The organism is Microlunatus sp. Gsoil 973, from assembly GCF_009707365.1.
Lineage (GTDB): Bacteria > Actinomycetota > Actinomycetes > Propionibacteriales > Propionibacteriaceae > Microlunatus.
Genome location: NZ_CP046122.1, coordinates 2327359 through 2352815, shown reverse-complemented (window position 1 = coordinate 2352815; position 25457 = coordinate 2327359). Strand labels below are relative to the sequence as shown.

Below are 25457 nucleotides of genomic sequence, written 5' to 3'. Positions count from 1 at the left end.
AACAGGCCTGAACGGACATGACCGTGAGGGCAGATTCCCCTTCGCCATCCCGAGGATCCGGCTGGGGCAGGTCCTCGCAGGCTCGGCGTCAGGTCAACGCCACGATTGATCATGATCGAGGCGACATGACCGTGTCAACCATCCCACGGGCTTGGTGCGCATTCCCGGCCGGGTTCCCGCGGGGCGTCGCCCTCCAGACCACTGCGATAGGTCAGCAATCCCTCGACGCCGCGCAGAAAGGTTGCACAGATGGGCTGCGGGTCGGAAAGACAACCGGCAGTCATCGCGCCGTCGCGCAGCATGACGAAGTGCCGAGCGGCCGGTTCAGGGTCGGCCTTCCCGGTGCTGGAGAAGAGTTCGATCAAGGTGGTCAGGAACCACTCCCGGTGCTTGAGTACGGCCCGGTGCACCGGATGGTCGGACTCGGGGTATTCGGCCGCGGCGTTGAGGAATGCGCACCCTCGGAAACCAGGGCTGCGAATATCGTCGGCGATCGACTGGGCGACAGTTCGGATGATCTCCTCGGGCTCGGCGCCGGACGCCCGCGCGGTGTCGGTTCGGGCGCGGATCGTCTCATCGATCTGGGCGAGATAGGCGACGAGCAGGTCGTCCTTGCTGGGAAAGTGTCGATACAGCGTTGCCCGGGTGACCCGTGCCTCGGCGATGACGCGATCAACGCCGACTGCGTGCAATCCGTCGGTGTAGAAGAGCCGGGTGGCCGCGTTGAGGAGTCGAGTCCGTGCCTCCGACATGTGTTCCCTCATTCCTCCTTGGTGTCCTGACAACAGACTACCCGATAGATAGAACGATCGGTCTTGACAGCGGGTGGGGGAGGTGCAGACTCAGGTGTACCGATCGTTCTATCTACAAGGAGCAAGCTCGTGCCCACCGATGCCCGGCCCGTCCGGCAACCGACCCATCCCAAGCGTCCACAGAAGGAATCCGTGTCCGAGACCACCCGAGCCACTGCTCAGATCACTCCACCAGATGCCGCTGCCGACCCGTCCGGGAGCACGACGGCTCTGCGAAACCTGTATTTCGTACGATTCGGCTTCGCCATCGTCTGGGCGATCCTGCTCATGCTGACAGCGAGGACGATCAATCCCGGCGCCGTCGCCCTGATCATCGTCTACCCGTTGTTCGACGTCGCGGCGGCGATCGTCGACCACCGTTCGTCCGGGGCCGGCCGACCGAAGGCCCTGCTGTACGTGAACATGGCCCTCAGCCTGCTGACTGCAATCGGCCTCGCGGTTGCCGTCGGTTCCGGCATTCCGAGCGTCCTGCGAGTCTGGGGTGTCTGGGCGATCACCGCCGGCATCGTGCAGTTGATCGTTGCGATCCTGCGCTGGCGTCTCGGAGGCCAGCTGGCCATGATCCTCAGCGGCGGCATCTCGGTCCTGGCCGGTACCGCCTTCTTCGCGATGGCCGGCAGACCCGACGCCGCGCTGACCGGCGTCGGCGGGTACGCGATCCTTGGTGGGATCTTCTTCCTGGCCTCGGCGGTCCGGTTGCACGTCGTCATCCGGAGGGCGGGGAAGCGATCATGAGCGACGTGACCCCATGGCCGGCGAGCGATGCCGATTCGAAGCCCGATCCGGCTGATCCGGGCTATCCGACGATCAGCGAGATCTGGTTGGGTCTGCTGGAGACCGATGGCCGGGATCACTGAACCCGCCGTGTTCCCGGCAGACCGGGACCACCTGGTTCGATTGTCCTCCAATGGGTGACGCCCCTGGGCTTGCCATCGTCTAGTGTTCTACCCCTCATGTTCTCTGTCAGATAAGGAGTTTCGCATGACCACCAAGATCACTTTCATCTTCGACAATCCGACCGATCCGGCCGCGTTCGAGGCCTCCTACCCGGACCTGTTCGAACGCGCCCGGAAAGTCCCCGGTGTACAGAAGATGGAGACCTCCAAGGTCTGGCCCAAGGAGGACGGCAGCCCGACACCGGCCTATCGCATGATCGACCTGTACTTCCCCGACTACGACGCGGCGAGCATCGCCGTGACCACACCGGAATGGCTGCACTGTTCCCGCGGGCACTCGAACTCGCCACAGGAGGTGTGAGGGTCGTCTTCGCCGACGTCGAGCAGTCCTGAACGAGTGATCTTGGTCTGAGATCGCGATGTGCTCTGGTATGCCGGGGTGCTGGCCGACTACCTGGGCCCGACAACGTGACCACCGGTGTTGCTGATGATCATCGGCTCAGGCGTGCAGCGAAGGTGTACTGCGGTCGGCCCGGATCGTCGTTACGCACCATCAGGTCGGCGTTGTGCCAGGGATCAACTGCCTCGGCGTACGCCGATTCGGCAGGGAGATACCTGGTACGGAAGCCGTCCCGCATGCGTTCGGGATCCGGGTCGTCGGTCCAGAGTGCGTCCCTGGCGACATAGCGCTCGACGGCGGTCGAGGGGTCGACCTCGACGAATATCCAGAATTCCCACCACGCCCGCAGAGGTTGCGCCCAGAGGAAGGCGCCGTCGACCACCGCGAGTGCCTGGTCGGGTGCCGTTCGCGGCGGCCGCTCTCGGAGCGATCGACCCATCCAGCTGTCGTAGGTGGCGACCCGATATCGACGTGATCCTCCAGGTCCAAGAGGTTCGAGCAGCTCCTCGACCAGGGCATCTGTGTCGAAGACCTGGTCACCGAATCCGTGCCGAGTCCTCCTGTCCGGCGGGATCTTGAAGAAGTCGAACGAGGCGCGGATCCCGACACCGCCTCGCTCGATGTGTCGCTGGGCGAGATCTTCGGCCAGGGTGGTCTTCCCGGCAGCGGTGCCGCCGTCGACAGCCACCCGCACCGGGTGGTCGGCTCGGATGTGAGCCAGGTGGTCGAGAATCGCATCGAGCATGGCGAGGCGGTCGCCTTCGGCGGCAGGCCGCGATCGGGAAAGGCTGCGTCGGGATGGCTCTGCAGATGGACGCCCCAGGGGGTGAGACACCGGCCGCGGCCGTCCTCGATCACGTACGCGTCGTGAACGATCCATTCCTCCGGGGTGCGCGGATCGCTGCGCAGCCGGGGCAGTGCTGCGACGATCTCCTCGATGTCCGGCCTGTCCCATCCGACGGTTGCCAGATCTGCGGGGACATGTGAGCGCGCCTCGTCCGTCAGCCCTGCGAAGCAGGCCAGGGCCTGCAGCAGGTCCGGCCGCAATCCGGGCTCGTATCCGATGCTCATCGCGGGCAGCCGATCAAGAACGCGGTACAACGCCGGCGCGTCGGCACCCCGGCGTCGAGCAGTCTCCACGAACCAGTCAGCCTCACTCACGGTTGCTCCACGGTTGGCGTCGCCGGTGCGAGCGAGTCGAGCCACTCTTGGATCGTGCTGCGATAGACATCGAACCAGTCACCACCGGCCATCAGCTCGTAGTGCAGCGCGTCCAGACGAAGGATCGCGGCGAGACAGGCGATGGACCGGTCGAATTCGGCGCCGGTCTGCCGCAGAGCCGGTCCGATTCCAGCGTCCGTGAACTCTTGATCTTGGTGGCGGTACCCGTCCAACACCGGCGTGAACACGGCATCTCCGGAGTGCTGGATCCTGGCCAGGTCCCACCGCGGATCGCCGAAGGAGGTGTCACCCCAGTCGATGATGGCGGCCAGCCGACCGCCGGTAACGAAGAGATGGGCGGGCTTGAGGTCGCAGTGCAACAGCACACCCTGACCGGAATAGTTGATCATCTCTCGATGATCGGCGACGGCGGCCCGGGTCCGAGCTGCGATCGACGCGGTGATCACGTCGTGACGTAGGAGGTCATCCATCCCGGCCAGGATGGTCTCGATGAAGCCGTCCCAGGATTCATGCCTGCCCCGTGCGGCTCCGGCTGTCACGTCGACCCGCCCGTAGCCCGATCCGGTGACCCGATGGAAGCGACGCAGGGCACGTCCCGCCTCGATCAGGGCATCGGTGTCGATCTCGGCGTCGGCCGGGCGACCGTCCAGCCATTCGGTGATCAGGAAGCCGCGGTCATCCGGCAGCGGGCCGGTTGCGACCACGTGCGGTACGGGCACATCGGCTGCCGCTGCGTGTTCCAGTCCCCAGCGCTCTGCGGCAACTTCGGTGTCCGCGGCAAGCTTCAGTGCGAACCGGCCGCGACCGGTGCCAAGCCGGAAGTTCTGATTGCCGACCGAGCCGGGCTGTTCGACCAGCTCGGCGACCTGGGTGTCGAGCGCACGTTCGGCGACGGCTCGCACCTCGGCCACCGACAGCTGCGGTGTCGGCCTCGGTTCGCGTACCGACGGCCGGGGACGTCCTGGCAGCCCGGGATCTCGCACGACATCGCACCCTAGACCGCGGGCCGGATCGGCGCGACCCGTTTTCCTTCCGGCGCGACCGTTCTCACTCCGGTGCGGCTGTGACACGCCGCGCTGGTCATGATCGTGAACGGGTGCGCCGGCGTCCCGCGGAGTTGCGGGGGCAAACCCCTGCCTTGACGCGCTGCTTGTGCCACGGTTGGCTGCATGAACCGCCACACGGAGGTGAATCGAGCGTTCTGGGACGAGATCGCGCCGCACCACGCAGCATCGGACCACTACGCCGTGGAGCGCTTCGTCACCACCCGCGATAGCCTCGGCGACATTGAGAAGACCGAACTCGGCTCGGTCGCCGGCCGGTCGATCTGTCACCTGCAATGCCACATCGGTTTGGACAGCCTGTCTCTTGCCGACCAGGGAGCCGAGGTGACCGGCCTGGACTTCTCGGCAGAATCCCTGCGCGTGGCACGCGAACTCGCCGACCGCACCGGGATCGAGGCGACATTTGTCCGAGGCGACGTTCTCGACGCAGCAGCTGTCCTGGCCGCCACCTACGACCTGGTGTTCACCACCCGCGGTGTGCTCATGTGGTTCGGTGATCTTGATCGCTGGGCCGACAATTGCGCCGGACTTCTGCGGCCGGGCGGAACGCTCTACCTGCTTGATATCCACCCCCTGGCGATGGTCCTGCACCCAAGTGAGGGCGGCGGGCTGGCGCTGTCGTCCAGCTATTTCGGCGGGCAACAGCCCAACATCACCGCGGCGGACGCCTCCCTACGCGGTCAGCGGCGTTGGGCTGCAGCATCAGGAGACCCACGAATGGGTGCATCCCGTCGGCAACGTGGTGAGTGCTCTTGTCGGCGCGGGCCTGGTGATCGACTTCCTGCACGAGCATCCCGATGATGCCCACTCGCCGACCAGCCTGACCGCGTCTGCAGCGGGCACTGGTATCCCGCAACTGCCGGCACTGTATTCAATGCGCGCCCATCTGCCCGGTTGACGACGAGGCTTTCGGTAACGGCGTGTAGTGGTCCAGGTGGGACTCGAGGATGCCTTCGCCGTGCGTTACGCCGTGGAGTGCGCGCCGGAGTTGATCAAGCTCGGCGGTCGGAACGGTTCCGGTGATCACGGCGAGTGAGGCATTGATCTGTGGCGCGTCCGGTACGGCGCGGCGGCGGCCGAGGAGGTTGAGCACGTTGGGCAGTGTGTCGACGGGCGCCTCCAGACGGAACTGCTCGATCGGCTCACAGACGACGGTTCCGGCCCGGCGGATCGCTTCTGCGGCGACGATCTCGACCGTGTGGCGGACATCGGCCGGTGCTGGGCCGGGCGGGTTGTAGCCGCTCTCGGCGATCGTGATGCAGATGTCGACGACCTGCCATCCGTGCAGTCCAACCGCCAACGGCTTCTCCAGGTAGCCGAGCAGGGCGTCATGGAACGCGTCGACGGTCGAGTAGATGTACAGCGGCAGGTCGGTCCGCGGGACGTCCAACTTGAGCTCGACCCCCGCGCCGGGCCGATTCGGGCTGACGGTCACGCCCAGGGTCGCACCGTAGAAGTGATCAGGGTCGGCCATTCGTCGAACGGAGTGACCGGTGCGGGCCGGGCGCTCCACGCAGATGATCTTCGTCGACCGGAAGTCGACCGCGATGTCATAGTCCAGGGCAAGCGTGTCGGCGATGACCTGTTGTTGGACCTCACCGTAGATGCTGATCCGCAGGACGCCGTGATCATCGTCGGGACGGAGCCTGATCAGCGGGTCGAAGTCGGCGATCTCGGTGAGGGCATGATGGAGCGCGAGCTGTTGCTGCGGATCGCGTGCGGTGAGGGTGGTTTCCAACGCGGGCGGCGCAAAGTGCAGGTGCGGAGTGTTCGCGGTGGTCCCGCCCAGCCGATCGCCGAGCTGTGTGGTGAGCCCGTACACCCGGGCGACCTGACCGGCGCTCGCGTGGTCGCGGTGGATGAATCCGCCCGGTTCGCAGACCTCGACGCCGGTGACCTTGCCGACGTCGGCATCCCCGACGGTGATCTGGTCCCGTACGGTGATCGATCCTGCGCGGAGGCGGACATAGCAGATGCGCTCTCCGGCCGCGGACCGTTCGATCTTGAACACTTGAGCGCTCATCGGCGCATCGGGATCCGATGGCTCCGCCGGCAGCACGGTGGTGATCATGTCTATCAGGCCGCGGACGCCGGCGCCGGTGATCGCCGAGCCGTAGGTCAGGGGCTGCACCAGTCGTTGTCGCGTCAGATCTCTCAGTCGGGATGAGAAACCCACTTGGTCCAGAAGCAGCCCGCCATCGACCCAGGCTTGCAGCACCGCCGGGTCGTGATCGGCCAGCGCGGCTGTTGCGCCCTCGGCGACTGATCGGTCCGACAGATCCAGTGGGATGAAGTCCGCGAGCGGCGAGCCCTCGTCACGGACGCCTCCGACCGGGATGGCTGCGGGTGTCAGGCGGTTGCGGATCGCGGCGACCACTGCGCCGGGGTCGGCGCCGTACCGGTCGATCTTGTTGGCGAAGAAGACGACCGGGATGCCGAGGCGGCGCAGTGCTCGATACAGGACGACAGTCTGTGCCTGAACGCCTTCGACCGCGGACAGGACCAGAACGGCGCCGTCGAGTACGGCCAGCGATCGGTCAACTTCTGCGATGAAGTCCGGGTGCCCAGGTGTGTCGATCAGATTGATCGCGACGTCGCCGACTGTGAAACCGGCGACAGCGGTGCGGATCGTGATCCCGCGTCGGCGTTCCAACGCCAACGTGTCGGTGCGCGTCGTGCCGGCATCGACGCTGCCGACCTGCTCCAACGCACCACCGGCATGCAGGAGCGCTTCGGTCAGGCTGGTCTTGCCGGCATCGACGTGGGCGAGGATGCCGAGATTGAGCCATCGGCCCGGTCGGGTCTTGCGGTTGTCGGCGCTAGCGAGCCGGCCGTTCCCGTTCGATGAAGGTGAGTGATGCATCCGTCCTCGTGTTCTGGAAGGTCATGGTCAGAAACACGAGACGCCGCATTGCTCGCTCCTCTCAGGTCATGCCGACACGCTGCCGACCCGATGAGTACAACCCGCCGGCGTGGGCCTGTCAAGCAGGTTTCGCGCTGCTGTTCGCCGGGCCGCACCGCTGTGGGGTACCCGAAGGAATCGGGTGTCTGCACCCGTGCGCTCGTCTGCTTCGATCACCAGGCTTGCGGCATGACTTCGACAACCGTGACAGGCCGACCCGGCGGCGACGAACAGTTCGTACGACAACGACGAAAGCCGGCAGTACCCGGCCGCTTCACCGCGGTGTGGCTGGCGGCGACGTTGCTGTGCTCACTCGCCCTGCTTCGGTTGCAGGCAGCAACCGGGTTCCCGTCGATGGACGTGCTGTCGATCGTCATGCTCGCTCCGGCGATCGCCGTTCCGGTCGCGTGGGCAGTCTCCGGCCGACCGGCATTCCTGCTCACCCGGGCGATCCCGGCCGTGGCCTTCGGACGCACGCTACTTGTCGCTGCCGGGTTCGGGTTGCTGAGCTGGCTCGGGATGGCTGTGATCGCGGGCCGGTGGGGACGGCTGCCGGATACGGTTGCCGGGGCTCCACTGGTGCTGATGCTCCTCGCGCAGTTCATCGGCGCGCTCGGTGAGGAGATCGGCTACAAGGGCGTCCTCTACAGCTACCTGTCGCTGAGGCTACAGCTTCCGCTGGCCATGATCATCCAAGGCGTGATCTTCGGCGTCATCCATCTGCAGTACTGGTCGGAGGGTCCGACGGTGATCATCTGGTTCTTCGTCGGAACGGTCGGTCTGGTGGCGGCGATCCCGGCGGTGTGGCGGGGGAGTCTGACGCAACGGGTGTTCGTTGCCGGGGTGATGCACTTCGCCGTGAACATCGTCGGCTTCTCCCAGAGCGGAAACGGCAGCGTGCAGATGATGCCGTTCGCTGTCAGCATCTGGTGCGGCGCGCTGCCGCTGCTCATCGGCTGGCTGTGGCTGCAGCACCGTCACCGCAGCTAGGGAACCCGCCGCACGCCGACCGGTCAGCTGCGCAGATAGGCCAATACGGCCAGGACCCTTCGGGAGGTCGATGGGTCCTGCGGCAGCAGCTCGAGCTTGGCCAGAATGCCGCCGACCAGCTTGGCAACCGCCTTCTCGGTGATCACCATCTCATCCGCGATCGCCCGGTTGGATCGGCCCTGAGCCATCAACTCCAGTGCCTGCCGTTCCCGCGGAGTGAGGCGGTCGAGCCGGGTCCGATGCTTGCGTCGCCGGATCAGTCCGGCGACGATGGCGGGGTCGATGACGGTGCCACCAGCGGCGACCGTTTCCAGGTCCTCGATGAAGCGTGCGGGCGAGAAGACCCGGTCCTTCAGCAGGTAGCCCAGTGCCCCGGTCTCGTCGGAGAGCAGTTCCTCGACGTACAGCAGTTCGACGTACTGGGACAACAGCGCGACAGGCTGGCCCGGCATTTCGGCACGGATGGCGACCGCCGCCCGCAGCCCTTCGTCGCTGCCTGTCGGCGGAAGCCTGATGTCAAGAAGTGCCAGGTCCGGCCGAGACTCGCGAACCGCGGGAAGAATCGCTTCGCCGGTGTCGACGGTTCCGATCACCTCGAGACCGCCGGCGCCCAGGACGTTGACCAGACCTTCGCGGACGAGAAGTTGATCTTCGGCAATCAGCACGCGCACATCCTGTTTCTACCAGGCCGGTGCCACCGCCTAGGATCCCGGCGTGTCTCGCATCGCCAGTGACCTGCGACGGGCGGTTCGACTGCATGGCCGCGCCTGGCGTGACCTGACGGTGGGCCTGTTGTGGGTCTGTTGCCTCGTTGTGCTGTGGTTCCCGGCGGTCGCCCGTCTGTCGGCAGCCGTCCGGCGTGGAGCCGAGCGTCAGCGGTCGCTGGCCCGGCAATACGCCGGCCGTACGGTTGTCGGCGGCTACGACACGGAACTCGACACCGCGTCGGCGGGTTACGCAGCGGCTGCCGTTGCAACCGGCCAGTTTCTCGCCGATCCAGCCAACCGTCGTGATCTTCGCTGGCACCTGATCAACCCGGTCGTCGGCGGGGGGCTGTCGTTGTTTCCGCTCGTGCTGCTGACCGGCGCCGTGTGGGGATGGCTGCAGCCGTTCCTGTTCCCGGTGTGGGGCGACACCGTCGACCATCCGTGGGTGTTGGGATTTCCCGTACACGACGAGACCACGGCCGTCCTCGGCGCGATCTGGTGCCTCATCGTTGTGATGATCACCTCGCGGTACTCCCACAAGATCATGGACTGGCACGGAGCGTGGGTCGCGGCATCCCTTCCCGCGTCCCGGGAGCATGCACTCCGCCGAAGGGTTGCCGACCTGGCGCAGAGCCGGCGGGCCGTGCTCCTGCTGGAGGCGTACGAACTGAAACGCATCGAGCGAGATCTGCATGACGGTCCGCAGGCGAAGTTGATCGGCAGCGGGATGAATCTCGGCGCCGCGGAGGCCGTGATCGAATCCGATCCGGAACAGGCCAGGCTGTTGATCACCACGGCCAAGGCTCACATCGCCGATGCACTGGAGGAGATCCGCGCCCTCGTCCGCGGGATCCAGCCGCCGGTGCTGACCGATCGTGGACTGTCGGATGCGGTCGCCGCCGTCGTCCGGGAGTCGGTGATCGACGCCACGCTTGAGATCGAGCTGGCCGCTCCCGTCCAGGGCCCTCTGGACACGGCGCTGTACTTCGCGGTCAACGAGTGCCTGGCCAACGCCGCCAAACATTCCGGTGCGACCCACATCGCGGTCCGGCTGTACGACTCCGGTTCAGACATCGCTGTCGACGTCACCGACGACGGCAGAGGTGGAGCCCGGTCCAGGCCCGGTGGCGGCCTGGACGGCATGCGACAACGGCTGTCGGCCTTCGACGGCAGCCTCGACGTCGCCAGTCCGCCGGGTGGCCCGACCCGAATCCGGATCACCGTGCCCCGGCCCGAACCGCTGATCACCTGAGGCCGGAGCCGGCCGCGGGCGGTCATCGCATCGGTCGGCGTGAGGTCTTCAGCTACCGGCGAGTTCTGTGACGACCGGCGCGAATGCGTCGGCGAAGTCGGCGCCGATCACGAAATAGGAGAGCCCGATCTCCTCCCGTCGTCGTTGGATCTCTTCACCGGCTGCTCCGGGGTCACTGGGAAGGATGATCAGCGAGTCCGCTGCGCGGAGTGCTGCCGTGTCGAGGTCGGGCGGTCCCATGAACGGGGCGCGGCCGTCGCCGATGGCCGCGACGTGTTGGGCCAGTTCGATGTCCGGGCGGTCGGCGAAGACGCGTGCCCGGCGCGTGGTCTCGGTCCGGTCGTCCGTCGGTGGGAGGACGAAGGTGACTGCGTCGGCGACCTCGAGCGCCAGCGCCTGCGACTTGGGCCCGCTCACTGCCATGACAACCGGCGTGTGCAGGTCCGGGCCGTCGAAGGACCGCAATGCGGCCACGGTCTGCCTCATGCGGGTACGCCGCTCGGCGGGGGAGACCGCCGGCATCCCGAGCTCGACCTCGATCCCCGGCCGGCCGGCGCCGATGCCCATTTCGAAGCGGCCTTCGGTCAACACGGACAGCGAATGGGCTTCCCACGCGGTGCTCCAGGGTTGGCGCAGTGCGGAGGCGTAGACCCAGGAACCGACCCGCAGGTCAGCAATCGCAGCCGCGGTCGCCAACGTCGGGCCGAGCGCCGGTTGCCATGTCGGAACGTCTGGCATCAACAGCGTCGAGTATCCGTTACCGGCGATCCGGCGCACCCGGTCCAGCCAGGTCGGCATATCGGAGCCGACGGGTGCGACAACGCCGAAGCGGAACGGTCTGGTCGCCTGCTCGGTCTCCTGCTCCATGGTGGTTCTCCTTGAGTGCTGTCGTCGGTTCCCGGCGCTTCGTCCGGTTGCCCTGTCCACGAACGAACCCGCCCGATTCGGACAACGTCACCCGAACCGCCGATGATCACTGTGCGGATCGGGACATCATCGCCCATCCGCCCGTTCCGCGAGCCGCGCCCGATGCCGCCGGACGCCCGCCCGATTGGCGCAGCGGACACTGCAATATCGCTGCCGGCCGTTGCGCGTGACGTCGACAACCACATTGCGACACGGGTCGTCCGGGGCGGTCCCGGCATCGCAGCGACTGAGTCTCGTCATGCCGCGGGTGGTCAGGTGCAGTGCGGTCCCGACGCTGATCACCGCTTCCAGCACGTGCGGGAGCGACTGGTCGGCGTCCCGGTAGTGGAGATGCCAGCCCTCGTCGTCATGGTCGGTCAGTCGCGGATAGGCGGCCGCCGCCGCGAGCTGTTGGTTGAGCAGGTCGGCACGCAGATCCGGGAGCCGTTCGTCGACAACGGCCAGCCATCGGTCGATCACCGCGCGGACCCCCGCATGGTCGCTGGGGCGTGCATTCGCGAACGGCGTCTGCATCCCGTACGCCTCCGCACGGGCGACAACTCCGGCACGATTCTCCGGCCAGTCGTTGGCCAGCGACGCGGCAAGCAGGACGGCGTACGCGCCGTAAGGGTTGAGATGCATAAGGGCATTACAGCAGACTGCGGTTCGACTCGACGAAAGGATCGATCGTGACGGTGCTGGGCAGTGGTGTCTCGTGGACTGCAGCAGGTGGGATGGCTCTCGCCGCGCTGGTGATGGTGCTCACGCCCGGGCCGAACATGATCTATCTCGTCTCGCGCAGCATCGCCCAGGGCCGGGCCGCCGGCCTGGTCTCGCTCGGCGGGACGGTTGTCGGGTTCCTGGTCTACATGACAGTGGCGAACCTGGGACTGGCGGTCGTCTTCGTCGTTGTCCCGTGGCTCTACATCGGCCTGAAGGCTGCAGGTGTGCTCTACCTCGCCCGACTCGCCTGGAAGGCGCTGAGACCGGGTGGTGTCGGGCTGTTCGAGCCGCGCCCACTGGCCAACGACTCGGGTTGGAAACTGTTTCGGATGGGCCTGATCACCAACCTGCTCAACCCGAAGGCGGCTGTGATGTACCTGGCGCTGATCCCGCAGTTCATCGATCCGGGGCACGGCGGCACTGCTGCGCAGGGATTCGCCCTCGGGGCCATCCAGATCACAGTCAGCATGATCGTCAACGCGCTGATCGTGATCGGCGCGGGAACGATCGCCGGGTTCCTCATGACGCGCCCGACGTGGGTCAGGTGGCAACGACACCTCACCGGAGGTCTGCTCGGTCTGGTTGCTGTCGGGCTGGCGACCGAGGTTCCGAAAGCGGCGCGGCCGTGACCGCCGAACGGCGCCGGATGAGCCGGTTCTCGCGTGATCCGGTACGCACCCGGCAGCCCCTGACATCCGAAGCAGACCGTCGCTAGGGTCTGCGTCATGGCCGATCTGTTCGGGCAGCGGGACTTCACCGTGCGTTTCGACTGGGGGCCGGTCGGTGCCGAAGCGATGGCGGCCGACGTAGCTGTCGTGGTCGACGTGCTGAGTTTCTCCACGTCGGTGACGATCGCCGTCGAGCGCGGGATGCGGGTCTTTCCCTATCCGTGGAGGGGCCCGCGTGCCGAGGCATTCGCCGCCGAGCACGGTGCCGTACTGGCCATGGGCCGCCTCGAGGCGAGCAGATCACCCGACCTGCTCGCTCCGTCGTTGTCACCTGTGGCGTTGCAGATGTGTCGGTTCGTTCCGCGGGTGGTGCTGCCGTCGCCGAACGGATCATCGATCGCCGAACTGCTCCGGGCAGGAGGTTCGATTGTAGCGGCCGGCTGCCTGCGGAACGCGCACGCGATCGCCGAGTGGCTTGCGCCGACGATCAACGCCGGGCGTTCGGTCGGTGTCGTTGCCGCCGGCGAGCGGTGGGGTGGTGACGACTCGCTGCGGCCGGCGCTGGAAGATCATCTCGGAGCCGGTGCGATCCTTTCCGAGCTCGTCGAGCTCGGGTTCGGTGATCGGATGAGTCCCGAGGCAGCTGCTGCAGCACAGCTCTTCGACGCCGCCTCGGAACGGCTGGCCGACCGTTTGCACCAGTGTGTGGGCGGTCGCGAACTGATCGAGGCCGGCTTCGGTACCGATGTGGATGTGGCGGCGGAGCTGAACGTGTCCGGAAGCGTCCCGGTGCTGATCGACGGGGCATTCCGTCGGGCACGTTGATCTTCGCGGCGAACCGTCTCCCCGGCATCGGCAGACCAAGGCCCGCCCCGGCTTGTGTCGGACCGGACGGCGTGGATTGGCGCAGAAGCGGGTCCGGCGTGAAGTATGGACGTATGCGAAGCCGTGTCCAGACCATCACGCCAACCAAGGCCGCACAGATGTTGGCTGGCAACACCTCGAATCGCCCGTTGTCCAAACGAGTGGTCCAGACCCTCGCAGAGGCGATGAGACGAGGCGAATGGAAGGTCACGCACCAAGGCGTCGCGATCGACACGAATGGTGTTCTGGTCGACGGCCAGCACCGCTTGGCAGCCGTCGTCGAAGCCGACGTGCCGGTCGAGATGACCGTGTTCACCGATGTTCCGGCCGACACCTTCGATGTTCTCGATACCGGGAAGCGACGAAACGCGGCGGACGTGCTGGCGATCGAGGGGGAGCAGTCGACCCACCAACTGGCGGCGATGGTGCGGACGGTATGGCTGTACGACAATCGCAGGGACATGCATTGGTCCGGTGGTGGAGCGTCGGTCTCCAACCAGCAGATCCTCGAGACGCTCGGCGCGAATCCGGAGATCCGCGACTTCGTCAAGGTCGGTGAGCAATTGGCGGCCGAGGTCGGCATGATCAAGAGTGCCGGCGGTGCGGCCTCATTCCTGGTGAGTCGGGTCAACAGTGCCAAGAAACTCGAGCCGTGGTTCTCCGGTGTGATCGACGGTGCCGGGCTCGGCAAGACCGACGCCCGGCTGCGGTTCCGGAATCACATGCTCAACCTCGCCCGTCGCGATGCCGGTGAGGTACGCCGACGCCGGGACACCCGGGAACATGTCGGCCTGTATCTCACGGCTTTCAACGCCTGGGCTGTGGGTGAACCGCTGACCCGTCTGCGGTTCGGCGCCCGGGACGCGGTTCCGGACGTCGCCAAGCTCTGACACCGTCGAAGTCGGCCCCGCTGAACCGTTGATGATCAGCGACAGAGAGGATGGGCTCCATGGACGAGCGTTCGATCAAAGCGGGCGACACGTCTGCCGTGGTTGCCGTACTGTCGGCGAACCAGCCCCCGGATCGCTTCTACCGTGGTGGCGCAGCGATCGCCGACTTCAGGCACGAAGCGTTGATCTCACCGTTCACTCCGGAGGACTGGGTTGCCTCGACCACCTGTCTGGCCGGTGCGGAGTCGACGGGCCTGAGTGTGCTCCCGGACGGCCGCCGGTTGCTCGCCGCGGTGGAGGAGGATCCCCACGCATGGCTCGGGGCCGAGCACCTGCAGAGCTATGGGTCCGACACCAAGTTGCTCGTGAAGCTCCTGGACGCGGGGCAGCGGCTGCCGGTCCACGCACACCCCGACGGCGAGTTCGCCGGACGCTGGGTGGCTCGGCCGCACGGCAAGGTCGAGGCCTGGCACATGCTGCGCGGCGGCGAGGTGCACATCGGCCTGCGCGAGCCCGTGCAAGCCGATGAACTCGTCCGGCTGGTCCATGCCCAGGACACCGAACGCCTGCTTGCCTTGTTGCATCAACGCCACGTCGACGCGGGCGACACGGTGTACGTTCCCGCGGGAACGCTGCATTCCATCGGTGAAGGCTGCTTCATCGTCGAGGTCCAGGAGCCGGAGGACCTGTCCATCCTGTTGGAGTGGCGGGATTTCTCGCTCGACGGTGAGGTCGAGGGCCACCTCGGTCTCGGCTTCGAGCGGGCACTCGAGGCCGTCGACCGCACCGTGCTCAGCGACGATCAGGTCGACCGTCTCATCGCCGGAGCGGGATCGCCGTCAGCTCTCCCGCCCGAGGCAGACGGCTACTTCCGTCTCGATCGGATCAGGATCTCCGGGGAGCAGGATCTTGCTCAAGGCTTTGCCGTGCTCGTGGTCATCGACGGTGCGGTCGCTCTGCAGGCGGAGCATGCCGGACGCCTCGACCTGGCTGACGGAACGACGACGGTCGTTCCTGCCGCGGCCGGGAGGTCGACCCTGACGGGCGAGGCAACGGTGGTGGTCTGCCGCCCTCCGACACCGCGCCAGGACTGAGCCGGTCGGGTCGAACTCACGGTCAGACCCTGGTCACCGTCTTGGCGTCGGCCACGGTATGTGGGTTCTTTGCGGCGAGCACGGTGAACACCGTCGCTATGACGGCAAGCCCGCCATAGGCGAACGCGATCTGCGGCAGCGAGAACGTGTTGGACAGTTGCCCGGCGACGAGACTGATGATGGCGGCTCCGCCGTAGTCGAGGAGATAGACCGTGGCGAAGATCGGCGCGCGGTCGGCCGGCACACTGCCGTGGAGGAGGCCGCGAATCGCGGAGCTGATGGCGATGCCCTGACCGACGCCGCCGATCACGCTGGCGGCGATGAACAGCGCCAACGTGTCGGCCGCGATTGATGCCACGATGCCGACCATCCCTGTTCCGAAAACGATCATGCCGATGCGCTGGGCCGTCGCCGGGCTGAACCGCCCACTCAGCGGCGCGCCGAGAACGCTGGGCGCCATGTAGGCGGAGAAGACCAGCGCCAGGACGAGTGTGCTGTGGTTGTGGAGCTGGTCGTCGATCAGCGCGGGCACGAAGGCCTGGTAGAAGGCTCCGGTCGACCAGGTGACGACGAACACGGCCGCTGCGACCGGAAGCAGATGCCTTGCCCGTACCGGAAGGTGGACCCGCGGTAGCAACGCTCGCCATGCCCCTGGCGTTGCCTGCGCGGTTTCGGGACTGATCAGGATGAGCAGGGCCGAGAGCAGGAGGAGTGCGCCGACAGCCAGATAGATCAACTCACGCGGCGACGGGCCGAACTGGACAAGCGCACCGGATCCGATGGCGCCGAGGGTGAGACCGAGCATGGGCGCCTGACTCGCTGCGACCGAGGCCAGCCAGGCGGGCTTGCCCGGCGCAGCGTCCACCAGGTACGAGGTCAGTCCGCTGCTGGCCAATCCAACACCCAATCCGGTGAGCAGGCGGGCGATGACCAGAGCACCGATGTGGTGAACATCGAGCAGCAGGAGGCACCCGACAAGCAGCAGGGCGAGCGCCATGAAGGCGGTGCGCCGGCGGCCAAGATGATTGGACAGCCGGCCCAGCACCAGCAGGGCAGCGACGGTGCCGACCGAGTACGCGACGACAGTGATCGCGATGTCGGCGTTGGAGAAGTTGTCCTCGGCACGGTAGGTGTTGAACAACGGGATCGGTGCAGCCGTCGCGACGAAGGCGGCGACCAAGGCGGTGGCCGCCGGCACGAACGCCGACCGGAGTGTGGCTCGGCGAATGGCCCGGGTCCTCGTTGGTGCCTGGTTGGGCATCTGCGTGCCTGCCCTCCTTTGCTCTGGTGGGAGTTTCAACAAGGTGGTGTGTCGGCGCCGTCGTCGGCCAGCCGTACTCCGGTGAGCGGCCAGCGGGCACCAGGCGGGAAGAAGTTGCGGTACGACGCTCGGGCGTGACCGGGTGGCGTCAGTGCGCAGCCGCCGCGGAGGACCATCTGGCTGGACATGAACTTGCCGTTGTATTCGCCGATCGCACCGGCCGGGGGATGGAATCGCGGGTAGGGGAGGTAGGCCGACGACGTCCACTCCCAGCAATCACCGAAGAGTTGCCGGAGCCGACCGTTGGGGCTCGCGCTGGCCTGGGCGTGCCAGGTCCGGGTGTCGGCCAGATTGGGCAGGTGGGACGGCGTGGTCGCTGTCTGCTCCAGTCGGGCGGCGTGCTCCCATTCCGCCTCGGTCGGCAGGCGTTTGCCTGCCCAGGTGGCGTAGGCGTCGGCCTCGTACTGGCTGACGTGGCACACCGGAAGATCGGGGTCGACCGGGCGGCATCCCGTCAAGGTGTGCTCGAACCACACGTCGTCACGCCGACGCCAGTAGAACGGCGCGGACCAACCTTCGGAGTTGACCTTGGCCCACCCGTCGGCCAACCACAGCTCGGCTCTGCGGTAACCGCCGTCGGCCATGAATGCGAGCCACTCAGCGTTGGTGACCAGCCGGTCCGCCATCCGGTAGGCCGGTAGCCATTGCTGATGGCGGGGCAGTTCGTTGTCGAAGCTGAAGGTGCCGTCGGCTGCCGGGTTGTGACCGATCTCCACCAGGCCTCCGGCGTATTCGAGCCAGCCCATCGGCCCAGGGTCACCCACCGACGGCCGATGGTCGGCATATGCGGGTTCGAGCGGGTTGAGTGAGAGCACATGTTTGATGTCCATCAGCAGCAGTTCCTGGTGTTGCTGCTCGTGATGGAATCCGAGCTCGATCGTCGGCGCGAGCTTGCCGAGGGTGCCGTCGTCGAGTGAATCCATCAGGTCCCGCATCCGGTCGTCGACGTTGCCGCGATAACGACCGACGTCGTACGCGCCCGGTCGGCTGATGACGCCGCGCATGGGGCGGGCGTAGCGCGGACCGACCGCTTCGTAGTAGCTGTTGAACAGGAACCAGTACTGGTCCTGGAACGGTGTGAAGCCGGCCTCGTTCTCGGCGAGCAGGAAGGTCTCGAAGAACCAGGTGACGTGGGCCCGATGCCATTTCGTCGGCGACACGTCGGGCATCGATTGGACGGTCTGGTCCTCCGGGGACAGCGGAGCGGCGAGGCGCTCGGTGTAGGCACGGACCTCGTCGTACCGCTTGAGCAGGCTCGTCAGCTCGGTTCCGGAGTCCACGGGGTCGCCTCCAAGGTCGGGACGTTGCACAGGGTGGCCGGTGACAGCCCACCTGCGGTTTGTGGCGGCGTCGTGATGGGCCTTACGGCACCCAGGAAACCGCGGCGACAGGCCGTTCGGGCGAACAGCCGGACCGGGACGCGTAAGGGTCGGCGATCCCCGGTCACGAAGCACCGCGGGAGACGACCGCCCTCACCGGGTCGAACTCGTCGCCGCCGGCACAGGACGAAACTCACGTCACCGAAGGAATCTGGCAGATGACCCTCACTCGGATCGATATCGATCTCCCCGAACACCAGTTGCGCGAGACGTTGGTCGCGGACGCGGCCCGCGGCTTGCTCGCGGCCGCGAAGACGTGCCCGCCGAAGTACTTCTACGATCAGCGAGGCAGCGAACTGTTCGAGCAGATCTGCGGGTTGCCGGAGTACTACCCGACCCGGATCGAACGCCGGATCCTCACCCGGTGGGCGGACGAGATCGTCGCAGCGGTGCCGGCGTTCACCTCGCTGGTGGAACTCGGATCGGGATCGTCGTCGAAGACGCCACTCCTCCTCGACGCGCTGTACCGCCAGACTCCGGCAGTGAGCTACGTCCCGGTCGATGTCAGTCTGCATGCCTTGGTCGGCGCAGTCGGAGCGCTGAGAGACGCCTATCGCACGCTTCCGATCCATGGCGTGGTGCGGGACTTCGAGGATCCGCTGCATGGTCTGCCCGATCTCGGACACCGGGTGGTCGCCTTGCTCGGCGGAACGATCGGCAATCTCGACCCGCGGACCCGCGCCGGATTCCTGGCCGATGTCGCGGCCGGCCTGTCCACCGGAGAAGGGCTTCTCCTGGGGGTCGATCTGGTCAAGGAGCCCCGACGGCTCGTCCGGGCGTACGACGACGCCGCGGGAACGACCCGGCTCTTCAACCAGAACATGCTGAACGTGCTCAATCGGTTGCTGGATGCCGATTTCGAGCCGGACCGCTTCGATCACGTGGCTGTGTGGAATGAGGAACAGTCCTGGATCGAGATGCGCCTTCGGGCTCGGGAGGCGATGAAGATCAGGCTCGGCTCCCTGGACGCCCTGGTTGGTTTCGAGGAGGGCGAAGAGATCAGGACGGAGATCTCGACCAAGTTCCGCCGCGAGAGCCTGGAGCGGGAACTGGAGGCAGCGGGTTTTGGGACCAGAGGGTGGTGGGTCGCCAGTGAAGACGAGGGCTGTGCGGGCTCTGCGGGCGATTACGCGGTGGTACTCGGGGTGCGGTCCTGACCGACCGGCCCGGTGAGGAATGCCCGCGCCCTCTCCCGACAGGGTCTGTCGGGGAAGGGCGCGGGCGCCGGCGTCTTATGGGCGTACGGTGATGACCGTTTTGCCCTTGCGTCGTTCGGTCGGGTTCAGGGCTGGGACAGCGTTGTCGAGGCTGTCCACGGCGCCGATGTTGGTCCGGAGTCGGCCGTCGCGAACCCGCTGGACGATCTCGGTCAACTGGCGGCGATCGGACTCGACGACGAAGTCGATCGCCAATCCGTCGGCGGGCCTGGCCTTGACGGGCCCGACGACCGAGACCAGCGTTCCGCCGGCCTTGATCAGGGCGGCCGACTGTTGCTGGACGTCACCACCGATCAGGTCGAACACGAGGTCGACCGGGCCGACATCGTGCAGCGGGTCGTTCGCCAGGTCGACGAAGTCGTGCGCACCGAAGTCGATGGCCTTCTGCCGGTCGGCGGCGCGCCCGGTGCCGATGACATGGGCTCCGGCTTCGCGGGCGAGCTGGGTCGCCATGGTTCCGACAGCGCCGGCCGCGCCGTGAACCAGAACGCTCTGGCCGGATTGCAGACGGCCGTGGGTGAATAGTCCTTGCCAGGCGGTCAGCCCCGAGATCGGCAGGCTGGCAGCCACGGTGAAGTCGACGTCGCCCGGTAGTGGCGTGCAGTCACGCGCCTCGATGGCGAGGTACTCGGCGAGGGTGCCGTCACGATGCCAGTCACTGATGCCGAGGACTCGTTGCCCGACCGATACTCCGGTCGCGCCGTAGCCGAGTTCGGTGACCACGCCGCTGAATTCATGCCCGGGTATCGACGGGGTCCGATCCCGGTTGGCGCGGTCGGTCCAGGTCGAGGGCCATTCCAGCTCGGTCGGAATGAATCCGGATGCCTCGACCCGCACAATGACGTCGTTGGTTGTGGCGGTCGGCTCGGGCCGCTCTGCCAGCGTGACGCCGGCAAATCCTTTACTCTGGTCGGTTACTACGATCGCCTTCATCGTCTCTGGTCTCCTCAGGTCATCTGCGGTGTGGGAATCTGCGACTGGGCAGCCTGCACAGGGTTCGAGCCCAGCCGTCGGCCAGTCCCGGCGATTCCGCTGTTCGTGACCGTCGTCCGGAGGGGTCTTACGTCGACCCGACGGTGACCCGCACCCTTATCCGTAGCGTTGTTCGCGCCAGGGATCGCCGTAGCGGTGGTAGCCGTTCTGTTCCCAGAATCCCGGGTCGTCGGTCGGCATCAGCGTGAGCCCGCGGATCCACTTCGCGCTCTTCCAGAAGTACAGGTGTGGGACGAGGAGCCGTGCCGGCCCGCCGTGGTCGGGACTCAGCGGTCGGCCGTCGGCTTCGATGGCGATCCAGGCCTGGCCGTTGCGCAGATCGGCCAGCGGCAGGTTGGTGGTGTAACCGCCGTATGAATGGGCCATGACGAAGTCCAGCTCCGTGTCCACTCCGGCAAGGAGCCTGTCCAGGCTCACTCCGCGCCAGGACATGTCGAGTTTCGACCAGTGGGTGACGCAGTGGATGTCGACCGTGATGTCCTCCACGCCGAGCCCGATGAGCTCGTCGAAGCTCCAGCGGTGCACGGCGGCTTCGTCACGGATCGCGAACTGCCAATCAGCCGTGTCGATCTGCGGAGTCGGGCCGGCGGTCAGGACCGGCCAGGAGTCGACGAGTGTCTGGCCGGGCGGCAGTCGCGGATCGGTTGTATGACGGCGGCCGGAGAAGCCGCGGCTGACGAAGGACATGGGCGTCTCCGTTCACTCCGCCGACTTGGGTCGTGAAGGCCCTGTACTTGTCGGGATCATCCCCCAACGGGACACCTCCACCGCTGGTTTCCATTGCGGGTGGGCATCGACATAGTCGGCAACGAAACCGCAGTAGATGACCGGGCGCACCCCATCGGCTGTCACGTCGGTGAGCGCAAACTCCGCCAGCGCCGACCCGACTCCGCTGTGCCGTCGATCCGGATCGACGAAGGAATGGGTCAGAGCGGTCTTCCCACCCACTGATTCGTAAGCCAGACTCCCGATCACCCGGTCACCGGCGACAGCCTCATAGAGACGTGTCTGCTCGTTCTTGCGTACTTCGATCTCATCGGTCGGGCCGGTCACGTCCCTCAACACCTTCCAGCTGACGCTGCCTCCAGTAAACTGGACTCCGAGGACCAGAATAGACCTCGGCCGCGCTTCCCGGCAACCACGAACGGCGCCAGGGTAGGGCAGTTGCCTGTCTGAGCTGCAGCGATAGTGACGCCGATCGCCAGGTGGCTCTGGACGCGTGCAAGATTGGACTGTATCGTCCATGTATGCCTACTAACGGACAGCCGGTACCCGCCGCAGAGATGACTGCCGCTCTGATCTCGTCCCAGTTCGTCTTTCCCGACGGCGCAACGCAGACATTCACCGCGGACGGCAGGACGACCTACGTGGAGAACGGGCGACCCGCCGACGGGGAGTGGTCCGTGATCGGGGACGGAAGCTTTGCGTCGTTCTGGCCACCGACATATCGGGCGACCTATGCGATCAGTTGGATCGTCGAGGACGGGGCGCCGGTCGGCATCAGTTTCACCGATGCGCAGAGCGGTGCCAGATTCGACGGCCGCTATCAGGAGAGCAGCAGCGCTAGGTGACGCGTCATAGCCAGTTCACGTTCAACCCCTGGAGGAATTGATGATCACGACCTATTTCACGCCGTCCGGTGACGACGACGTCGCCTCGGCGCTCGAGTCGGCGCCGTCCGGCGCCGAAGTGCTGAGCAGCGAGGTTGGTCCCGATGGCGCCGCCTTCAGGGTGTTGGTGGAACTCATCGTGGGGGCCGAGGACATCGCCGAGGATGCGATGAGGACTCTGGTCAGGCTCAGCCCGGCTCTGGTGGCCGAGATTGCCAACCGGGACGCGGCGGAGTTCGCCGAACTGGCGGGACCGTGGGAACGTTCCGGGGCCATCGGCGACGACTCCGGGCTGGACCTGTCCGCATTCCTCATCGATCTGCAGCACCTGTGTCGCAATGCCATTGCCGAGGACCGGGCGGTCTACGCCGTCGAGTCCGCCTGATCGGCTCCCGATCCTCCCGCGGCCCGGCCGGGGCGCCGGTCAGGCGTTCCGGTACCGGATGGACCGACCGAATAGGAATCGGCCGCCGCCCGGAGAAACCGGATGACCCTTTCGGCCGGTACTTCACACGGTTTGAGGACGGTGCCCGCGGAGGTCAGCCAGACGTTGGCCGAGAGCTGCTCGGCGTCGCCGAGCCGCTCGGCGCTCAGCGTGATCACCTTGCCCTGGGCATGTGTCGTCCGGGTGATGGCCCAGCCTCGGCCGTCGATCTCCGTACGTGACCAACCCTCCGGAATACTGGTCAGGAGCGCGTCGAGCTCGTGTCGGTCCGGATCGGCTGGTGCGTGTCGGTCTGTCATCGGTCGCGGTGCTCCTGCTCGGGGTCGGCGTCGATCCGGAGCCAAGTCAACCCGCGAGTGGTCAGCACGATGCCTGTCGGGGTCTGCACATAGGTCATCAGGACGTTGTCGCAGCTCGCGCACCGGACGACAGCGCCCATTGCGGAGCTGTAGACGATCGACGCGCCGATGGGGCGAACGTCACCACAGGTGTTGCACGATCCGACGGCCATGGTTGGGTCGAACCGGAAGATCACCGACAAGGGCCCGGCGAGCGAGTTTCCGTCCAGCCGTTGGGTCATCAGTTGCCTCCGTATCGTTCGATCTTGATCATCGACGCCGGATGTCCTTGGTCGATGAGTAATTGGGATACGTGTTCGGCGAATCCTGTTGATCCGCAGATGTAGTTCAGCGGCCCGTCATGGACCGGTACGGCACATTTTTCAAGATCAAGTTTGGTCAGTCGTCCGGCCGGCCGCGTCGTCCCGGCCGGCGCGGTTCGGCTGTAGATCCAGTCGACGGTGACACCCGCGGGCGGATTCTCCAGGTAACTGCGATACATCGAGGTCGCGGGCGAGCCGACCGAGTACAACAGCCGGAACGGCGTGCCGTCCGGTGCGGCGGCTCGGGCGCGGATCATCGCGATGAACGGCACGACGCCCGACCCACCGGCGATCATCTGGATGGGGCGCGGGTCGTCGGGTCGCCACACGAACCAGCCGCCCAGGGGCCCACGGACCTCGAGGCTGTCTCCGATCTGGGCGATGTCGACCAAATAGGGCGATACCTCGCCGTCGGGCAGGCGATCGATCCCGAGCTCGAGGTCCTCACCCGGTCCGCTGGTCGCCAGTGAATAGGACCGGGCGGCTTGGTAGCCGTCGGGGGCGGTCAGCCGGACGTCCACGTGCTGCCCGGGCAGACTGGCCGTCCAGCCCGGGACCGTGAGTCGCAGACTCCGGCTGCGGTCCGTGAGCGGCTCGGCATCGGTGATCGTGGCCCGCAACCAGTTCGGACCGGAAATGGTGGGGCCGCTGCTGCGTTGCGGATGACCTATGACCACCTGGCGTACCGTTCCTCTCTCCAGGGATCGCCGCGGAGATGGTAGCCGTTGCGTTCCCACAGCCCGGGATCATTGCGTTCCTGGGTGACGAATCCGTGGATCCACTTCGCGCTCTTCCAGAAGTAGAGGTGCGGTACCAGGAGTCGGGCCGGCCCGCCATGCTCCGGTGTGAGCGGGCGGCCGTCGTACTCGAACGCGATCCACGCCTTGCCGCCGCGAAGATCGTCGAGCGCATGGTTGGTGGTGTATCCGCCGTAGGAATGCGCCATCACATACCGGTCGGTGGTCGGCACGTCGGCGAGCAGGACGTCGAGGGAGACTCCGCGCCACCGGGTCCCGAGTTTCGACCAGCTGGTGACGCAGTGGATGTCGGTGACGATCGTGGTGACCCGCAGATCCATGAACTCCTGCCAGCTCCAGCGCATCGAGGTGTCGGAGCTGCGGATGATCAGTTCCCATTCCTCGGTCCGTACGCGTGGGGTCGGCCCGGTGGACAACACCGGGAACCGATCGGTGAGGTGTTGGCCCGGTGGAAGATCGTCGCTGCGATCGCGTCGTCTGCCGACGAATCCTCGGGTCGTGTCGGACATCGGTGGTCTCCCATCCGTGAGCGGTAGCCCCGCGGTGAACGATCGTGATTCGCGGCCCAGACACCCGGAGCCGTAAGGCTCCGGATGTCTGGGGTCGTGGCGTCCCTGCGGCTCAGCAGAGCCAGCCCGCGGGATCAGCTGGACGCGGCCGCCGACTTCTCGGAGCGGCGGGGGAGCACCCACCCCGGACGGGGGAAGTGGCAGGTGTAGCCGTTCGGATACTTACGCAGGTAGTCCTGGTGTTCGGGTTCGGCCTGCCAGAACGGGCCGGCCTGCTCGATCGTGGTGACCGCCTTCCCAGGCCACAGCCCTGATGCGTCGACGTCGGCGATCGTCTCGCGGGCGATCTGCTCCTGCTCCGGGGTCACCGGGAAGATGGCCGAGCGGTAGCTCGTGCCGATGTCGTTTCCTTGCCGGTTCAGGGTCGACGGGTCGTGGATCTGGAAGAAGAACGCCAGGATGTCGCGGTAGGTCGTCTTCGTCGGGTCGAAGACGATCTCGACGGCCTCGGCATGTCCTGGGTGGTTCCGGTAGGTCGGATGGTCGTTGCGTCCGCCGGTGTATCCCACCCGGGTGGAAAGCACCCCGGGCTCCCGACGGATCAGGTCCTGCATGCCCCAGAAGCAGCCGCCGGCGAGAACCGCCGTCTCCGCTCCGGGGATCCGTGTGATGGTGCCGTTATCGGTCATGATGCATTCTCCTTCGTCGCGTTGTGGAACAGCCTGCGGTACTCGCCATAGCCTTCCTCTTCCAGGCGGTCGACGGGGACGAAGCGCAGGGCCGCCGAGTTCATGCAGTAGCGCAGACCCCCTTCCTCGGCGGGGCCATCAGGAAAGACGTGCCCCAGATGGCTGTCGGCGCCGGAGGAGCGAGCCTCGGTCCGGGCCATCCACAGCTTGTGGTCGGTCCGGGTTGTCACAGCGTCCGGATCGATCGGCCTGGTGAAGCTCGGCCACCCCGTTCCGCTGTCGTACTTGTCGGTCGATGCGAACAGAGGCTGGCCCGAGACTATGTCGACATAGATACCGGCCGCGTGATTGTCCCAGTAGGCATTGCGGAACGCGGGTTCGGTCCCTTCCTCCTGGGTCACGTGATACTGGGTCTTGGTCAGGCCCTTCACGGCCTCTTCAGTCTTGCTGTACCGGTGTGACATCGGTTGTCCTTTCTGCGTCGCCGGCTGCGACGCCACTGTTGAGAACCCGGCGCGTGCCGGA

At 66.5% G+C, this 25457-nt stretch carries 31 protein-coding genes; 13 read left to right on the top strand and 18 right to left on the bottom strand.

Annotated elements, in window-relative coordinates; translation table 11 throughout:
* Positions 1 to 134: 134 nt before the first annotated feature.
* Complete coding sequence (locus GJV80_RS11030; RefSeq protein WP_154687931.1) at positions 135 to 752, bottom strand: TetR/AcrR family transcriptional regulator; 618 nt, start codon at positions 750 to 752, stop codon at positions 135 to 137.
* A 129-nt stretch (positions 753 to 881) separates the two neighbouring features.
* On the opposite strand from GJV80_RS11030, the gene GJV80_RS11025 reads away from it, so the two are divergent.
* From GJV80_RS11025 to GJV80_RS11020, 3 genes are all read left to right on the top strand, one after another.
* Positions 882 to 1547 (top strand): hypothetical protein, encoded by a 666-nt coding sequence (locus tag GJV80_RS11025; protein WP_230208354.1) that lies wholly within the window; start codon positions 882 to 884, stop codon positions 1545 to 1547.
* The gene (locus GJV80_RS24540) at positions 1544 to 1669 is read left to right on the top strand and encodes a hypothetical protein (protein WP_255455562.1); all 126 of its coding nucleotides are present in this window, start codon (positions 1544 to 1546) and stop codon (positions 1667 to 1669) included. The genes GJV80_RS11025 and GJV80_RS24540 overlap by 4 nt, the downstream gene beginning before the upstream one ends.
* Positions 1670 to 1793: 124 nt before the next feature.
* Entirely contained in the window at positions 1794 to 2069 is a 276-nt protein-coding gene (locus GJV80_RS11020) for an EthD family reductase (RefSeq protein WP_230208353.1), read from the top strand.
* Positions 2070 to 2199: 130 nt separating this feature from the next.
* Here the strand turns inward: GJV80_RS11020 and GJV80_RS11015 are convergent, their stop codons facing one another.
* Together GJV80_RS11015 and GJV80_RS23205 are read right to left on the bottom strand one after the other, a co-directional pair.
* Positions 2200 to 2853, bottom strand: a complete 654-nt coding sequence (locus tag GJV80_RS11015; protein ID WP_154687930.1) for a hypothetical protein — start codon at positions 2851 to 2853, stop codon at positions 2200 to 2202.
* Positions 2854 to 3265: 412 nt separating this feature from the next.
* Positions 3266 to 4273: a phosphotransferase family protein gene (locus GJV80_RS23205; protein ID WP_195909295.1), complete on the bottom strand. Its 1008-nt coding sequence runs from the start codon at positions 4271 to 4273 to the stop codon at positions 3266 to 3268.
* 186 nt (positions 4274 to 4459) lie between these two features.
* Between GJV80_RS23205 and GJV80_RS11005 the strand changes: the two genes are divergently transcribed.
* Positions 4460 to 5155, top strand: coding sequence for a bifunctional 2-polyprenyl-6-hydroxyphenol methylase/3-demethylubiquinol 3-O-methyltransferase UbiG (locus tag GJV80_RS11005; protein ID WP_154690204.1), 696 nt, complete (start codon positions 4460 to 4462; stop codon positions 5153 to 5155).
* A gap of 70 nt (positions 5156 to 5225) precedes the next feature.
* Here GJV80_RS11005 and GJV80_RS10995 read toward each other — a convergent pair whose 3' ends face one another.
* Positions 5226 to 7217, bottom strand: coding sequence for a translation factor GTPase family protein (locus GJV80_RS10995; protein ID WP_154687927.1), 1992 nt, complete (start codon positions 7215 to 7217; stop codon positions 5226 to 5228).
* Between the two features lie 228 nt (positions 7218 to 7445).
* Between GJV80_RS10995 and GJV80_RS10990 the strand changes: the two genes are divergently transcribed.
* Positions 7446 to 8246 carry a CPBP family intramembrane glutamic endopeptidase gene (locus tag GJV80_RS10990; protein ID WP_195909294.1) on the top strand — a complete coding sequence of 267 codons (801 nt, stop codon included), beginning with the start codon at positions 7446 to 7448 and terminating at the stop codon, positions 8244 to 8246.
* Between the two features lie 23 nt (positions 8247 to 8269).
* Here the strand turns inward: GJV80_RS10990 and GJV80_RS10985 are convergent, their stop codons facing one another.
* The gene (locus tag GJV80_RS10985; RefSeq protein ID WP_370518838.1) at positions 8270 to 8911 is read right to left on the bottom strand and encodes a response regulator; all 642 of its coding nucleotides are present in this window, start codon (positions 8909 to 8911) and stop codon (positions 8270 to 8272) included.
* Positions 8912 to 8960: 49 nt separating this feature from the next.
* Here GJV80_RS10985 and GJV80_RS10980 point away from each other — a divergent pair, with 49 nt between their 5' ends.
* Entirely contained in the window at positions 8961 to 10205 is a 1245-nt protein-coding gene (locus tag GJV80_RS10980; protein ID WP_154687924.1) for a sensor histidine kinase, read from the top strand.
* Positions 10206 to 10253: 48 nt separating this feature from the next.
* Here GJV80_RS10980 and GJV80_RS10975 read toward each other — a convergent pair whose 3' ends face one another.
* Together GJV80_RS10975 and GJV80_RS10970 are read right to left on the bottom strand one after the other, a co-directional pair.
* The gene (locus GJV80_RS10975) at positions 10254 to 11072 is read right to left on the bottom strand and encodes an LLM class flavin-dependent oxidoreductase (RefSeq protein WP_154687923.1); all 819 of its coding nucleotides are present in this window, start codon (positions 11070 to 11072) and stop codon (positions 10254 to 10256) included.
* Between the two features lie 126 nt (positions 11073 to 11198).
* Positions 11199 to 11753, bottom strand: coding sequence for a CGNR zinc finger domain-containing protein (locus tag GJV80_RS10970; protein ID WP_154687922.1), 555 nt, complete (start codon positions 11751 to 11753; stop codon positions 11199 to 11201).
* Between the two features lie 47 nt (positions 11754 to 11800).
* On the opposite strand from GJV80_RS10970, the gene GJV80_RS10965 reads away from it, so the two are divergent.
* The 4 genes from GJV80_RS10965 (at position 11801) to GJV80_RS10950 (ending at position 15350) form a co-directional block, all read left to right on the top strand.
* Positions 11801 to 12463: a LysE family translocator gene (locus GJV80_RS10965; RefSeq protein WP_230208352.1), complete on the top strand. Its 663-nt coding sequence runs from the start codon at positions 11801 to 11803 to the stop codon at positions 12461 to 12463.
* A gap of 96 nt (positions 12464 to 12559) precedes the next feature.
* Entirely contained in the window at positions 12560 to 13327 is a 768-nt protein-coding gene (locus GJV80_RS10960; RefSeq protein ID WP_154687921.1) for a 2-phosphosulfolactate phosphatase, read from the top strand.
* 188 nt (positions 13328 to 13515) lie between these two features.
* Positions 13516 to 14256, top strand: coding sequence for a hypothetical protein (locus GJV80_RS10955; protein WP_230208351.1), 741 nt, complete (start codon positions 13516 to 13518; stop codon positions 14254 to 14256).
* 59 nt (positions 14257 to 14315) lie between these two features.
* A complete protein-coding gene (locus GJV80_RS10950) occupies positions 14316 to 15350 on the top strand; it encodes a class I mannose-6-phosphate isomerase (protein WP_195909293.1) in 1035 nt (344 codons plus the stop codon).
* 22 nt (positions 15351 to 15372) lie between these two features.
* Here the strand turns inward: GJV80_RS10950 and GJV80_RS10945 are convergent, their stop codons facing one another.
* Both GJV80_RS10945 and egtB read right to left on the bottom strand, forming a co-directional pair.
* On the bottom strand, positions 15373 to 16611 hold the full coding sequence (locus GJV80_RS10945; RefSeq protein ID WP_154687919.1) for an MFS transporter: 1239 nt from the start codon (positions 16609 to 16611) through the stop codon (positions 15373 to 15375).
* A gap of 35 nt (positions 16612 to 16646) precedes the next feature.
* Positions 16647 to 17951 carry an ergothioneine biosynthesis protein EgtB gene (gene egtB / locus GJV80_RS10940; RefSeq protein ID WP_154687918.1) on the bottom strand — a complete coding sequence of 435 codons (1305 nt, stop codon included), beginning with the start codon at positions 17949 to 17951 and terminating at the stop codon, positions 16647 to 16649.
* A gap of 257 nt (positions 17952 to 18208) precedes the next feature.
* Between egtB and egtD the strand changes: the two genes are divergently transcribed.
* The gene (gene egtD, locus GJV80_RS10935) at positions 18209 to 19207 is read left to right on the top strand and encodes an L-histidine N(alpha)-methyltransferase (RefSeq protein ID WP_154687917.1); all 999 of its coding nucleotides are present in this window, start codon (positions 18209 to 18211) and stop codon (positions 19205 to 19207) included.
* A 75-nt stretch (positions 19208 to 19282) separates the two neighbouring features.
* Here egtD and GJV80_RS10930 read toward each other — a convergent pair whose 3' ends face one another.
* From GJV80_RS10930 to GJV80_RS23200, 3 genes are all read right to left on the bottom strand, one after another.
* Positions 19283 to 20200, bottom strand: coding sequence for an NADP-dependent oxidoreductase (locus GJV80_RS10930; protein ID WP_154687916.1), 918 nt, complete (start codon positions 20198 to 20200; stop codon positions 19283 to 19285).
* Positions 20201 to 20356: 156 nt separating this feature from the next.
* On the bottom strand, positions 20357 to 20947 hold the full coding sequence (locus GJV80_RS10925; RefSeq protein ID WP_154687915.1) for a molybdopterin-dependent oxidoreductase: 591 nt from the start codon (positions 20945 to 20947) through the stop codon (positions 20357 to 20359).
* 12 nt (positions 20948 to 20959) lie between these two features.
* Entirely contained in the window at positions 20960 to 21313 is a 354-nt protein-coding gene (locus GJV80_RS23200) for a GNAT family N-acetyltransferase (protein ID WP_195909292.1), read from the bottom strand.
* A gap of 194 nt (positions 21314 to 21507) precedes the next feature.
* Between GJV80_RS23200 and GJV80_RS10915 the strand changes: the two genes are divergently transcribed.
* On the top strand, positions 21508 to 21831 hold the full coding sequence (locus GJV80_RS10915) for a hypothetical protein (RefSeq protein WP_230208350.1): 324 nt from the start codon (positions 21508 to 21510) through the stop codon (positions 21829 to 21831).
* Between the two features lie 40 nt (positions 21832 to 21871).
* On the top strand, positions 21872 to 22255 hold the full coding sequence (locus tag GJV80_RS10910; RefSeq protein ID WP_154687913.1) for a hypothetical protein: 384 nt from the start codon (positions 21872 to 21874) through the stop codon (positions 22253 to 22255).
* On the opposite strand, the gene GJV80_RS10905 is transcribed toward GJV80_RS10910, so the two are convergent.
* The 6 genes from GJV80_RS10905 to msrB all read right to left on the bottom strand — a co-directional run bounded on the left by GJV80_RS10905 (position 22234) and on the right by msrB (position 25396).
* Entirely contained in the window at positions 22234 to 22614 is a 381-nt protein-coding gene (locus GJV80_RS10905) for a hypothetical protein (protein WP_154687912.1), read from the bottom strand. The two genes, GJV80_RS10910 and GJV80_RS10905, sit on opposite strands and share 22 nt — an antisense overlap.
* Complete coding sequence (locus tag GJV80_RS10900; RefSeq protein ID WP_195909291.1) at positions 22611 to 22895, bottom strand: DUF6510 family protein; 285 nt, start codon at positions 22893 to 22895, stop codon at positions 22611 to 22613. The genes GJV80_RS10905 and GJV80_RS10900 overlap by 4 nt, the downstream gene beginning before the upstream one ends.
* Positions 22895 to 23653, bottom strand: coding sequence for an FAD-binding oxidoreductase (locus tag GJV80_RS10895; protein WP_230208349.1), 759 nt, complete (start codon positions 23651 to 23653; stop codon positions 22895 to 22897). The genes GJV80_RS10900 and GJV80_RS10895 overlap by 1 nt, the downstream gene beginning before the upstream one ends.
* Positions 23644 to 24243 (bottom strand): molybdopterin-dependent oxidoreductase, encoded by a 600-nt coding sequence (locus GJV80_RS10890; RefSeq protein WP_154687911.1) that lies wholly within the window; start codon positions 24241 to 24243, stop codon positions 23644 to 23646. The genes GJV80_RS10895 and GJV80_RS10890 overlap by 10 nt, the downstream gene beginning before the upstream one ends.
* Before the next feature lie 134 nt (positions 24244 to 24377).
* Positions 24378 to 24932, bottom strand: a complete 555-nt coding sequence (msrA, locus tag GJV80_RS10885; RefSeq protein WP_195909290.1) for a peptide-methionine (S)-S-oxide reductase MsrA — start codon at positions 24930 to 24932, stop codon at positions 24378 to 24380.
* On the bottom strand, positions 24929 to 25396 hold the full coding sequence (msrB, locus tag GJV80_RS10880) for a peptide-methionine (R)-S-oxide reductase MsrB (RefSeq protein WP_154690199.1): 468 nt from the start codon (positions 25394 to 25396) through the stop codon (positions 24929 to 24931). Before msrB ends, msrA begins: the two co-directional genes overlap by 4 nt.
* Between the last annotated feature and the right edge of the window lie 61 nt (positions 25397 to 25457).